Source organism: Mycobacterium shunyiense, from assembly GCF_058270035.1.
Map to the genome: position 1 here is coordinate 81,420 of NZ_JBZDPT010000004.1, position 12,492 is coordinate 93,911.

The 12,492-nt window shown below is 64.6% G+C and carries 12 protein-coding genes and 1 tRNA gene; 8 read left to right on the plus strand and 5 right to left on the minus strand.

Annotated features, from left to right (window positions below):
• Positions 1-51: 51 nt before the first annotated feature.
• The 3 genes from AC4ELS_RS04345 to AC4ELS_RS04355 all read left to right on the plus strand — a co-directional run bounded on the left by AC4ELS_RS04345 (position 52) and on the right by AC4ELS_RS04355 (position 3,529).
• Positions 52-522, plus strand: coding sequence for a MarR family transcriptional regulator (locus tag AC4ELS_RS04345; RefSeq protein WP_498888994.1), 471 nt, complete (start codon positions 52-54; stop codon positions 520-522).
• A gap of 133 nt (positions 523-655) precedes the next feature.
• Positions 656-1,117 (plus strand): SRPBCC family protein, encoded by a 462-nt coding sequence (locus tag AC4ELS_RS04350; RefSeq protein ID WP_498889521.1) that lies wholly within the window; start codon positions 656-658, stop codon positions 1,115-1,117.
• A 222-nt stretch (positions 1,118-1,339) separates the two neighbouring features.
• A complete protein-coding gene (locus AC4ELS_RS04355) occupies positions 1,340-3,529 on the plus strand; it encodes an FIVAR domain-containing protein (protein ID WP_499046065.1) in 2,190 nt (729 codons plus the stop codon).
• Between the two features lie 19 nt (positions 3,530-3,548).
• On the opposite strand, the gene AC4ELS_RS04360 is transcribed toward AC4ELS_RS04355, so the two are convergent.
• Both AC4ELS_RS04360 and AC4ELS_RS04365 read right to left on the minus strand, forming a co-directional pair.
• Positions 3,549-4,073, minus strand: a complete 525-nt coding sequence (locus AC4ELS_RS04360) for a hypothetical protein (protein WP_448441833.1) — start codon at positions 4,071-4,073, stop codon at positions 3,549-3,551.
• A 56-nt stretch (positions 4,074-4,129) separates the two neighbouring features.
• On the minus strand, positions 4,130-7,339 hold the full coding sequence (locus AC4ELS_RS04365) for an arabinosyltransferase domain-containing protein (RefSeq protein WP_448441831.1): 3,210 nt from the start codon (positions 7,337-7,339) through the stop codon (positions 4,130-4,132).
• A 70-nt stretch (positions 7,340-7,409) separates the two neighbouring features.
• Between AC4ELS_RS04365 and AC4ELS_RS04370 the strand changes: the two genes are divergently transcribed.
• Complete coding sequence (locus AC4ELS_RS04370; protein WP_448441829.1) at positions 7,410-8,060, plus strand: TetR/AcrR family transcriptional regulator; 651 nt, start codon at positions 7,410-7,412, stop codon at positions 8,058-8,060.
• A gap of 84 nt (positions 8,061-8,144) precedes the next feature.
• Here AC4ELS_RS04370 and AC4ELS_RS04375 read toward each other — a convergent pair.
• Positions 8,145-8,217, minus strand: a tRNA-Arg gene (locus AC4ELS_RS04375).
• 190 nt (positions 8,218-8,407) lie between these two features.
• The gene (locus tag AC4ELS_RS04380; RefSeq protein WP_448441827.1) at positions 8,408-9,013 is read right to left on the minus strand and encodes a TetR/AcrR family transcriptional regulator; all 606 of its coding nucleotides are present in this window, start codon (positions 9,011-9,013) and stop codon (positions 8,408-8,410) included.
• Positions 9,014-9,335: 322 nt separating this feature from the next.
• On the opposite strand from AC4ELS_RS04380, the gene AC4ELS_RS04385 reads away from it, so the two are divergent.
• The 4 genes from AC4ELS_RS04385 to AC4ELS_RS04400 are packed head-to-tail and all read left to right on the plus strand — an operon-like array spanning position 9,336 to position 11,729.
• The gene (locus AC4ELS_RS04385) at positions 9,336-10,040 is read left to right on the plus strand and encodes a hypothetical protein (RefSeq protein WP_448441825.1); all 705 of its coding nucleotides are present in this window, start codon (positions 9,336-9,338) and stop codon (positions 10,038-10,040) included.
• Positions 10,037-10,843, plus strand: a complete 807-nt coding sequence (locus tag AC4ELS_RS04390; protein WP_448441823.1) for a hypothetical protein — start codon at positions 10,037-10,039, stop codon at positions 10,841-10,843. The genes AC4ELS_RS04385 and AC4ELS_RS04390 overlap by 4 nt, the downstream gene beginning before the upstream one ends.
• On the plus strand, positions 10,840-11,445 hold the full coding sequence (locus AC4ELS_RS04395; RefSeq protein ID WP_448441821.1) for a cytochrome c oxidase subunit 3 family protein: 606 nt from the start codon (positions 10,840-10,842) through the stop codon (positions 11,443-11,445). The genes AC4ELS_RS04390 and AC4ELS_RS04395 overlap by 4 nt, the downstream gene beginning before the upstream one ends.
• Positions 11,446-11,450: 5 nt before the next feature.
• Positions 11,451-11,729 carry a cytochrome C oxidase subunit IV family protein gene (locus AC4ELS_RS04400; RefSeq protein ID WP_064936168.1) on the plus strand — a complete coding sequence of 93 codons (279 nt, stop codon included), beginning with the start codon at positions 11,451-11,453 and terminating at the stop codon, positions 11,727-11,729.
• 12 nt (positions 11,730-11,741) lie between these two features.
• Here the strand turns inward: AC4ELS_RS04400 and AC4ELS_RS04405 are convergent, their stop codons facing one another.
• The gene (locus tag AC4ELS_RS04405) at positions 11,742-12,329 is read right to left on the minus strand and encodes a TetR/AcrR family transcriptional regulator (RefSeq protein ID WP_448441819.1); all 588 of its coding nucleotides are present in this window, start codon (positions 12,327-12,329) and stop codon (positions 11,742-11,744) included.
• Positions 12,330-12,492: the final 163 nt, after the last annotated feature.

Here is a 12,492-nt window from a genome sequence, read left to right on the forward strand (position 1 = left end):
CAGTCGCACCGCTTTCGGCCCATTACTTCCCATGACTGATATAAATGAGCCGTGAGCAACGCACCGTTCGGCAGCAACGTGGAAGCCGTCTCGTCGATGCTCGTGGCGAGCGCCGACCTCATGTGGCGGCATCTCGCCGATCGCAAAGGCTTGAGCGCGAGCGCGACGCTCGTCCTCGTCCGACTCAACCGCGAGGGTCCGATGCGGGTCACCGCACTCGCCGAGGCCGAGGGCGCGAGCCAGTCGGGCATGACCCAACTGGTCCAGCGCCTCGAACAGCAAGGCCTGCTGGAGCGGTGCAGCGACCCCGACGACGGGCGGGCCTGCCTCGTCAAGGTCAGCGAGGGCGGCCAACGCCTGTGGGAAGAGCGGGCGGTTCTGCGCAAGCAACGCATCGCCGAACTGTTGGCGGGGTTGTCCGACGACGACCAGATGGCGCTGTGGCTCGCCGCCCAGGTGGCAGGACGGCTGGTCGACCAGATGCGCGAGATCGCCGACACCCGGGCGAGCACCGATGCGTAGGGTGTCTCGGGAAGCACTCACCTCTCGACGATCACACGGCCGCCAGGGGCCACGAACCCCGGAAAACCCGTAGTCCCCGTCCGCGCCGGTGTTACGTTGACGCCACTGCCCCGAGGAGGCGGACGCCATGTCCATGGAAGGCTCAGCAACCGTACGCATGTCCGCGCCGGCGGACCGCATCTGGAATCTCATCGCCGACGTACGCAACACCGGGAAGTTCTCGCCCGAGGTGATGGAAGCCGAATGGCTCGGCGGTGCCACCGGCCCCGCCCTCGGGGCGCGGTTCCGGGGACACGTCAAACGAAACGAGATCGGCCCGCTCTACTGGACGACGTGCGAGGTGACGGCCTGCGACCCCGGGCGGGAGTTCGGCTTCGCCGTCCTGGTGGGCGACCGAGCGGTGAACAACTGGCACTACCGGCTGGAACCGGCCGGAACCGAGACCGATGTCACCGAATCCTTCCGGATGACGCCGGGAGCCTTCACCACCGTGTTCTCGATGCTCGGCGGACAGCTCCGCACACGCCGGAACATCCGCGACATGCGCAAGACTCTCGAGCGGATCAAGGCTGTCGTGGAGACCGGCGAGCAATAGCCGGGTATACCGCCTTCCTGTGAATCCCTGTGCGACAGCTATGCGTTGATGAGAATTCCGGCGCGACGCCGGCGTCCGCGGTGGGAATAAATAGAATTTAGTTGCACTTAGCAGTTGTGGTAAGCATTAAGTACCGGGCAGTACGTGAGCTCCGGGACATCTGGATCCGCGCGGTCGGGAGCGGCGCGATCACGGCCATCGGCCGTAGTTGAGGAGTTCGACATGACGATCCTCGGGCCCCGACTGGTCCCCGAGAATGTTGTGGAGTATGCCGAGCCTGTGCCGAGATGGCGAAGGTTCGTGCCCCGTTCTCGCCGAGGCAAGGCCACCGTCGCCGCCGCCATGGCCGGTGTGCTCGTGGCGGGTCTACTCGGCGCGGCGTACGAGACCTCACCCGGTGGTTCCCTGTGGGGCGTCACGCGGACGGTATTTCCGGGACACGCCCAAGACGTCGCCCTGACCGCTGTCGTAGCTGACCTGAAGAAGGCTCAGGACATTCTCGGCAGCGGGGAGCAACCCACCGCCGATCAGCTGACCGACGCCCGCACCGCGCTCAATCAAGCCAAGCAGGACCTTGACTACCTGTCGCCGTCACCTGAGCGCACCAGTCTGCAGAATCTCTATCTTCAACTGACACAACAACTTCTGCAGTACACACCCGATTCGGTGCTTCGACTCGCGCCGTTGCCCGCCCCGCCTCCAGAGCCTCCGGCGGCCGTCCCGGCCGACCCGCAGCAGGACGCTGTGGCACTGACCAGCGCGTCCGCACCGACCTGGGGATATGACGCGTCCGACGACTACGTCCCGGCGCCGCCCGGTGTTCCGGATTCCCCGATGGCCGATTGGCCGCAGCCCATCGATCCGCCGTCGACGCCCAACCTCGGAAACCTGGGCTACTACGACCAATCCTGGGGTCAGCTCTACGGCTACAACCCGGGCGGTTGGTACAACTACGACCTCGGTGGCTACAACCAATACGGTTACGACTTCATCGGTTATGACCGGTGGGGATATGACCGTTGGGGCTACGACCGGTGGGGATACGACCGCTGGGGCTACAACTGGGCCGGCTACAACTGGGCGGGCTACGACCGCCACGGCTGGGACCGCAATGGCCGCAACGAATGGGGTCAACACCGCGACCGCCCACGCGACCCGCGCAACCAGCGATGGTACGACCATCACCATCCCTACCAGCAGTACTACGAGTGGAAGTTCCGGATCTACAACCCGGTGTATCGCCGCGCGCAGTGGGACCGGGCCCACGGATTCAACCCGCACCGGTATCAGAACTGGAACATGAACCGGGACTGGCACCACCCGCGCAACCGCGATTGGGCGCCACCGGCGATCAGGGTGAACACAACGGTCAACATCCACGTCTCGGCCCCGGTGGTGAACCTCAATGCCTCACTGACACAGTTCATCTCCAACGACAAGGCGACCCGTACCTCCGGGCATCTGATGAAAGACCTCGCGGACAAGTCCCCGCGCAACTTCGCCAGGGACCTCACCCCGCGGACCAATTCCTTTGTCGGGTGGCAGCTGCCGTCGGGACTCGGCCAACGATCCGATATGCCCAAGGAAAACCACCGATCGTCGTCTGAACCGCCGGAATCAACCGCTCCGCCTGCCTTGGCGGCCCCCGCACCGGCAGCGCCGCCGTCGAAGGTGTCACCCACATTCAAAGCTCCCGAGCTTTCGCCGGCACCCGCTTACATCCCGCCGACGATCGACAAATCGGATCCAAAGCCAGAGACCGCACCTGCGCCGGAAACCGAACCAGATATTTCCTCGGGCCTGCCGCTCACGCCGCCACGGGCCGGCCGGCCGAACCCGGCTGAAGCGTCGCCGGACCAGCCTGAACCGGCCAGCCCACCCAGCCCGGCGCCGGATCGTCCCCGCGAGGCCCCGGCGCCGCGCGAGGCCGCTCCAGATCCGCAGGTGCCGGCGGCGGAGGCGCCCACACCTGCGGAGACACCGCGCCAACAGGAGCCTCCGCAGCAGCGGAATGCACCGGAAGAGGCTCCGGCGCAACGTGATCAGGTCAAGGTTCCCGAGTCCGAGGCACCGGCCCCGAAGACACAGGCGCCTGTTCGCGAGGCACCGGTGTGGCAGGAGCCCGCGCCCCAGGCTCCGGCCCCTGCTCCGGCTCCCAAGGAAGAACCGGCCCCCAGGTATCAGGCTCCCGAACGCCAGGCCCCGGTCTGGCAACCGCCCGCCCGGGAGGCGCCCGTCCAGCAGGTACCTGTCCGCGAGGCGCCGCCCCAACGCGAGGCACCCGCTCGTCAGAAGCCCGAGCGGCAGGCACCGCAGGAACGCCAGGCTCCGCGATCTGATTCTGGTCCACGTCAGGCGCCAGAACAGCCGAAGACCAAGGGGCCCAAGTGTTCGTCATTCCCGATGTGCTGAACACCGGTGCCGGGCGCGGTCACTCGCGCCTGCGCCGGAACAGCAGGTAGACCAGGCGGCCGACCAACCCGAGCGTCAACATCACGACCGCCAGGGCTGCCACCACGGGAAAACCGGCCTTGGTGGCGGTGACCAAGCTGTCCGTGATGCTCGTCGGACCCACCGTGACGTTCAGCGCGTAACGCCGGCACACCTTGCCGGCGTTGTCGGATTCGACGAGGCTGATGCGCGCGGTTCCGGTCTGCTGCGCGCGGTACCTTTCGGTGTTGGTGCCATTCCCGTTGCCGGCGGGCGGCTTTCGGGCCGGCTCGTAGCGAGCGCCGAGAAACTCCACCGTCTCGGGGCCGGTGTTGCGCTCTTCGCGCCACTGACAGCCGGTCACGTCGTAGTCGTCTGCGAGCACGATGTCGAAGAGCTGCCCGGTTCGGAGCTGGACGTGGCCACCGTTGTCGTCATCGGTCGCGGTCACGTCAGGTTGCGGCGCGCATCCACCTGCGATCAATACGACCCAGCACACCACCGCGAGCTGTACCCGACGCCCCATTCTTCGATCGTATGAGGCGGCTTGGCAGCACACCTGGATGCCTCACCTGGCGCTCGCTACGGGCTGATGCGGATCGGGGCCGGGTTCCACAAACCGCTGCGGGTGGCGGAACCGAGGTCGAGGCGCGCCTCGGGAGCATCGACGACAGGAACGAACCGACGCAGGGAACCCCAGTCGCGTCCCCAGTCCCGCGACAGGTAGGTGGGCATGACATGGGCACGCAGCAGGAGATCGGTGATGCCCAGCGGGCCGCCATTGTCTCCGCTCTGCCAGGTGTCGGGCATCTCGATCTTGGCCGGATAGTCCGGGGAGATCCGGTATTTGGGAACTTGAGTGACGCCGTTCGCATGCAGCATGGGCTGCTGACAGGGGAATACCAATCCCACGGCCCAGTCCAGCAGCACCGGCTCTGTGGAGCCCAGATACTCCTGCACCGAACGTAATTCGGGCATGCGAGGTGGCGTGACGGCCACCCAGTCACCAACATTGAGCGAACGGTCTTCGGCGATCACCCGGACGAAACGGGCATCGGTGGGGATCTCGGTGCGGGGGAAGCGCAAGTTGCGCCAGGCGGGTTGCGGGCCGATGTCGTACGGGGTGAGCCGACCACCCGGTACGGGTGCCCCGTCGGGTCCCGGAGTGCCGTATTCGAGTGCGACGGTTTGGGCGGCGGTGTGTCCGGACAGCACGCTGTTGCCGGTGATCGTGCCGGCCGCGGTGATCACCACGAGCGGATGTTCCCGGTCTGCGGGCGGAAGCTGATACCACGCCGAAGTCAATGTGCTGACTTGTTGAGGCCCGGCGGTGAAACTTCCCGCGAGCGGCACCCGGGCAGGGTCCAGACCGTAGGGCAACGTCGTGGGTGTCTCCCAGTCATCATCGGTTCCGGACTTGGATTGGCTCTGCCAGATCGCTTCAGCCAGTGTGTGTTCAGGCACTCCGTCGGCGGTGAAGCCGATCGCTTCACTGCCTCCCAGCGGACCCAGGGGCCCGTAGCGTCCGGCTGCCGGGGTCAAGAATCCGGTGTTGGGATCCGGTTCGACGAACACGTCGTCGGCCAGCCCGCACCCACCGGCCAGCTCGCGCAGATTGGCCCACCCGTTGGAGTAGCTGGGGTATTCCTTGATCGCTCCGGTCAGCATCGAGCCGGCCGACACCACCACCATGAACCCCGCCGCCACCGGCACGGGTGCGGCCGTCACCAGCCGGGTCAGCCGAGATTCGGGCCGCACCGGTGCAGCCAAGTGCAGCCAACCGGCATAGCCGGCGGTCAGCAGGCACAGTGCGAAAAGGACCGCGCTGGCGGTGACCGGTCCCCAGTGCGGACTGCTGTCGTTGAACGGCACGCCGTAGCTGGAGACGTACCAGTAGCCGTTGGTCGACGCGAAACACACAGCGAGAACAAAGAACACGGTCGCCACGAAGGCCATCCGGTTGCGCGCCGATCGCAGCACTGTCGGTCCGAGCAGCACGGTGGCCACTGCGGCCATGGCGGCGCCGACGGCGGCGAACAACCCGAAATGGTGAATCCACTTCGTCGGGGCGAACGTCAGCAGAAACAGGGTCGCGAAGATGACGCCCATCAGCCGCCACACCGGGCCGGTGGCGATCCCAGGAATCCGCTTGCGTCGCAACAACATCAGTATCGACGGGAACAGACACGCCATCGTGATCAGGATTCCGAAACGACGCGACACGGCAGCGTCGGTGGTCGGCAGGACCAGATAGAAATAGCGCAGATTCTCGGTATACCAGGGCTGCGCGGGTCCGATGGCCGTGCGTACGGCAGTGGCCTCACGCACCGCGGCGATGGTCTGGTCGGCGAAGATCACGGTCAGCACCACGACCCCCGCCGCTGCCAGCGGCAACAGGACCGGCCAGATCCCAACCGTTTTCGCGCGGGCGACGATGATGCGCAGGATCGGGCGCCCACCCGCCAGCAGGACGGCAACAGCGATGATGCCTGTGGGCTGGATGCCGAGTGTGAATGCGGCTACCACGATGGCCAGGCCTACGGGGGTGGCGCGGCGGGTGATGATCGCGCGCTCGACGAGCACGTAGGTGATCAGGGCGCCGGTGGCGATCTGCCCTTCAGGCCGCAGCCCGTTGTTGAACGGCATCCACGCCGCGATGAACACCAATGCTGCCGCCCACGCCGCCGCGCGGTTGCCTGTCACCGCCGGACCGAGTCGGGGCAACACCTCACGGGAGAGCAGCAGCCAACACACCAACGCGCAGATCAGATCCGGCAGTCGCAACCACAGGCTGGCGTGGCTGACATGGGTCATGGCGGCGATCAGCTCGTAGTACCAACCGAACGGGTCCTCGGGACTGCCGAACCAGCGGAAATAGTTCGCCATGTAGCCGGCATGGCTGGCGGTGTTGGCCATGCCGAACTGATAACCGTCATCGGAGGAACCTGCGCCGGCGACGAACCAGAACAGCGATACCGCGATCACCGTCGCGTCCACCGCGTTGAAGTAGCGCCAGCGAGCCGGAACGAGCCGGTGCGCGCGCCGCCCGTCGAGGCGGTCAAGGCGCCACAAGGCCAGCAGGCCCACGACAGTGCCCAGAATTCCGGCGAGCATCGCCGCCGTTTTCAGCGGTGACGGAGAGCTGGTGAAGCGGGTGTCGATCGTGGCCGATACCGACAGCCCCGACGGCGCCGCACCGCTCAGGTCGGTGAACACCCCGACGATCTGGGGCCGAAGGTTCGGGTCGGGATACCCGCCGCGCAGCGTCGTGCCGGTGTCGGGATCGGTCAAGCCGCTGACCGTGGCGAAGGTGCCCTCCACCGAGGAGGACACGTCCAGCCGTTGACAAGCCGGGTCGGTCATTCGGATGCGCGGCACGCTGAGGACGACGACATTGCGTGCGATCACGTCGACGCGCTGCGCGGTGGCCCTGACGAACAGCCCGTTGAGCATCGCCTCCTTGCCGGCTGCCGGGGCCGTCCCCAGGACCAGCTCGGCCGCGGTCGGCATCGCGCGAATCACCGTGCACGGCACCGATGCCGTCAACGACACCGGTGTCAACGAGATCAGTGGCGCGGTAACACTGTTCAGCTGCCCGTCCTGAGGCCAGGTCAGCGTCGCCGTGGTCTGCACGACCGGCAATACGGGAATGAGCACGCTGGCGACAAAGCCCACCAGGCCCGCGATGACCGCCACGAGACGGGTCGCTCGCATCGGCCGGCCCGATCGCGTCACCGCATCCTCAGCAGGTGCACCACCGGCGAGGGAGGTGGTGTCGCGCACCAAGCTCATCGGGCCACCCCGATCGTCGTGTCTGCGCGCACCGCATCATCAGTAACCGAAGCAACTGTTACAGTCAAGTGTGCCGCGGCCGTTCGACCACGCCAAACGCGAAGAACTACTGGCCACCGCGGGCGCGATCTTGGCGCGCACCGGGGTCGTCGACACCTCGCTGCGTGAGCTCGCTTCCCAGATGGGAACCAGTGCTCGCATGCTCGTCTACTACTTCGGCGGCAAAGAGCAACTCATCCTCGAAGTCCTGAACCGGCAGCAGCGGGCGGCGATACCCCGGACCGAGGACTTGGATCTCCCGGAGTCGATCGCGGCGCACCGCGCATGGTGCTTCGAGGACTGGTACGAGTGCACCCGCGGGGAACGCCATCAGAGCCTGCGTGTGGTGCTGCAGGTCTTCGGCGCCGCGTGTGCGGTCGACAGTCCCTATCGCGAATACACCTGGGACACCCTGTCCTTGCTGACCCGCAACTCCAAGGCCCGCCTGCAGGCGCTGGGGATGCCCGCACACGTCGCCGAAACCCGTTCACGCATCGCACTGGCAGCCTTCCAAGGCTTCATCATCGAGTACTTCACCGCCCCCGACCCCGCCTTCGTCGACGACACCTTCGCCAGATTCGTCGACGAGTTCCTGCTCGCCCCGTTCCCTCCCGCGGATCCCGCGGGTTCAGTGGAAAAACGGCCAACTCCCCCGCACCGGGGCAAGGATCAACCGAAGTAGGTGTAAGGCATCAGCCGAAACACTGTCACCCATCAACCGGAGACGAAGCGTCAAGCATCACCCGAGGTCATACAACGAACTGAGTGCCCCCGGCAGGATTCGAACCTGCGACACCGGCTTTAGGAGAGCCGTGCTCTATCCCCTGAGCTACGGGGGCCGGGACCTATCGAAATAGGCGTCGGAAAAACCCATAGGGACGCCTCATGGTAGTTGGCCGACGGCCAATCGGTGGCATCGGGTCTATCGCAGCTGGTGTTTACTGCGGGGCGCCTGATGAGCTGTGCTGGGTGGGTGCGACCGGCCATCGCCGGGTTGCGGTGGGGTTATCGATTCAACCGAGAGCCCTATCAGGCCCGCCCTGGCTGCAAGCTACGTAGGGTGCTGGTCACGAACTTCTCCAGTGCCACGTCGCGTTCGGACCGGGATTCCCCGACGGTGGTGAGCAGTGCATAGACACCCAAGAGGAAGAACGCTGCGCTGTGATGGGCGTCGACGTCGTCGTAGAGTTCCCCGCGGATACGCGCACGCTCGATTTCGGCGGCCAGCAGCAAGAAGATCGGGTGGCTGGTCCACTGTTCCCGTTCAGGCCGGGTGGGTGACAGGTACAGGCCGATGACGTCGTGGAACAGGGCTGAGCCCCAGCGACTTTCGAGCGCCATCACCAAGCTGACGATCGTCTTCAACACCGAAGCCAGGTCATGGGGAGCGTCGAGGAACCGGCCCAGTTCGTCGGCGAGGCTCGCCTCATCCCTTCGGATCAACTCAAGAAGCACGTGCTCCTTGGTCGGAAAATGGAAATAGAAGGTGCTGCGCGCGACGCCGGCGGCCTTGACGATCGCATTGATGTCGGCCGCGTTGGTACCGGCACGCTGAAACTCGACGATGGCGGCGTCGAGCAGCCGGGCACGCGTCTGCCGACGCTGGGCCTCGCGCTGCGTCGCACTGTCTCGCACCCGTCCATTGTGCAGTACGAGACCTCATTTACTGATCATTGTCATTGAGATCTGGGCCGAAGCGGCAAGCGGTGAGGCACGGAGTTCAGGCCGAGCTGAACACATTTACCCAGGTCACATGGGTATTGAAGGTGGATCCATATCACGCACCCGAACCGCAAATCTGCATTTTCATTGTCATCTGTCAGTGAGAGTGCTACACCTAGGGACACCGGTGTAGTCGCAAGCTCGTGACATACCTGACGACAAAGGTCGCCGATCGGTCGACCGAGGTGTAGCAATCCGGACAGGCAGGACCATGGCGAGAACAACATCTGTAGCGATGAACACCAAGGGTCAACGGATCCTGCTGTGGACCACAGTGCCGGCGGCGGCGCTGTTCGTGCTGGCGTTCCTGTTGTTTCCCGTGTTCTCCCCGCCGTTGTCGCCGACACTGACACCCGAACAGGTTGCGACGTTCTTCGCCGAGAATGTCACGGGGATACTCGGCGTTGCGGTCCTGTGCAATCTCATTGCCTGCTCGCTGGTTCCGCTCTTCGCGGTGACGGCCGTGCAGATCTCCCGGACCGCCACGTCGAGCAGTGTCTTCACCTACGCCTACATCATCTGTGTCGGAGTGGGTCTCACAGCCTTCATCCTCGCCGACTACTGCTGGGCCATGGCGGCATTTCGACCCGAACGCGATCCTCAGCTGATCAGTCTGCTCAACGACATGGCGTGGTTTTTCTTCGTCGCGCCGGTCGGCACGATCATCGTGCAGAACCTCTGCCTGGCCACCAGTATTTACCTGGATGCGCGGCCCGAACCGATCTTTCCTCGCTGGGTGGCGCACTTCAACATCGCGACCGCTGTTCTGCTGGTGCCGAGCGCGTTCGCGATCCTGCACAAGTCAGGGCCGCTCACATGGAACGGTGCCCTCTCGTTCACCCTGCGGCTCAGCGTTTTTGCCGTGTATGTCGTCGTGATGTTCATCGTTCTGCTGGGTGTGGTCCAGCGCCAAGGCGCAGAGCGCGAGGCCCTGGCATGACCCAGAGGTTGGCCACGACATCCCAGTGCGGGCCCCGGCGTTCCTCGTGGCTCGAGAGCAAGAAGCTGGATCAGTGGATCGCGTTCTGGTCGGTCCCGATCTTCTTCACCCTGTTCGGTCTGGTCTTCGTGCCGTTGAGCGGGATGATGCCGCCACGATCGCCGAGCAGCCCGCGATCGCAGATTGTCGAATTCATGCAGTCTCCCAACTTGCTGATCGCGTGCGCCATCCTGACGTTGACGTTCGGCCTGGGGCCTGTATCCAATGCGTGTTACCTCATCCAGATCAAGCGGATGTCGGTCAGCCCGGCATTTCGGTACACCCTCATGATGGGTGCGACCACCGGCACGATCGTCGGCATGCTCTTCCCGTTGTTCTGCTTCGGACTCGGAGCTTTTCGCCCCGGCTACGATCCGGCGGTCCTGGCGATGCTCTACGATTTCGGCTACTTGGCATTCATCGGCTCGCTGGGTTGCTTTTGCGTCATGTGGATGGCCTTCGGGCTGGCCATCATCCTGGACGAGAACCACATCCTGCCGAAATGGCTGGGCTACTACACCGTTTGGCAGTACGTGTCAGAGCTGGTCGCCGCACCCGTGTGGATCGCCAGTTCGGGTCCGTTCGCCTGGAACGGAATCATGACGTTCTGGTTCGGGATGGCGCTGTTCGTACCATGGCAATTCATCGTCTACGTCTGCATCTACCGCGCGATCAAGAACCAGCCCGACGACGAACTCGAAAACTCTTGGCTGATCGACCCGCAACAGGTCACGGCCGATGCTCTGCCGGAGGCGAGTAGATGACCGAAGTTTCAGAGCATTTCGGCACCCAAACCGCCGACCCGCACAATGCGGTCCGGGGGCGCCTGCCCGGCGATCCGAGCATGTGGTTCTTCGTAATCGGCGACCTGATCATCTTCGGCATCTACTTCGTGGCCTACATGTATTTCCGCGGCCAAGATCACAGCACATTCCTGCAAAGCCAATCAAAGCTGAACCTCGATATCGGCATCGTCAATACCGTTGTACTGCTGACAAGTTCGCTCTTCGTCGCGCTGGGCACTTCGGCGGCCCGCGCCGGGAAGACCGCTGACGCCTACCGGCTGCTCTGTCTGGGACTGGCCTGCGGTGCGGCCTTCCCATTGCTGAAGATGTTCGAGTACATTCCGGAGATCACGGCCGGCATGACCCCGGGGACAAACCTGTTCTTCATGTACTACTTCGTGATGACGGGAATGCACCTGTGCCACGTGCTTCTCGGGCTGGTGATACTCAGCTTCGTCATCCACTCCCTGCGCGGGACAGCAACGCCCCGAATCGGTTTCGTGGAAACCGGCGCGACGTATTGGCACATGGTCGATGTGCTGTGGCTCGTTCTCTTCGCGTTGCTCTACTTGATGAGGTGATCGGTGTGACGGCCTATCTTCGCAACCCACTGACCTTGGTCTGGGCGCTGCTCACGGTGGTGACCGTGGCATCGTGGCTGACCGCTCGTGACGGTGGCCAGGCGCACCACCTCAGCGCCACGGTCACCGCAATCGTGCTACTGATTGCCGCATTCAAAGCACAGCTGGTGATCTGGCACTTCATGGAGGTCCGGCGGGCGCCCACGTGGCTCAAGGTGACGACCCACGGATGGCTGGTCGGCCTCTTCGGGCTCCTGTTGGGCCTCTACTTCGCCGCCGCATGAATCGCTTGAAGGCTACTGGGCTGCAACGTTTTCCGGCCGGACTGCGGTCTCGCCTTCGACGATGAAGCTCGGGCCTACGAAGCGCGCGGCGATCTCGTATTCGGACTCTCGGTCTTTGACCGGGAAATACCACAGCGCCAGGGTGACGCGAATCAGCCACTGGGCTGCCAGCGGATCGGATCGACCGATCATGCGCTCGGCAAGTTCTTCCACCAGAGGCGATCCGGTCAGCCAACCGTTGTTCTGATCAGGTCGGATCGCCCCCATCATCAACGGGCCGAGCGGCTCGGACCGGATATGGTCGAGCGCGACGATCAGGGCGGTGACGATCCGTTCCGAACCCTGCAATCCGTCGATCGCCTCGGACACGTGTCGCACGATGCGCGCCGACAGTCGCCGCACCACCCCTTCGAGGATCGCCGCCTTACCGCCGGCGTGCCGATAGATGGTGGCAGGCGAGCAATGCACCTTCGCCGACAGCGCGTCGATGGTGAACGCCTCGAAACCCTGTTGGGAAACGAGTTCGGCGGCCGCGGCGAAGATCCGTTCCACCGCTTCGGATCGACGGTCCGTACCGACAAGCCAGTCCTGTCGCGTCATCGTGTAGCCCCCACAGCTCGACATTCCGGCGATTCACTCTCTCATCCTGAGAGAAGATTCCTTTTCTCTCTCAGGCTAGGGCCAGCTCCGGCCACTGTCCTGCGAAACCGGGATCCTGTTTCGGACAAGCCCGCTTCGCAACCTGGCGGCACACTATTGACGG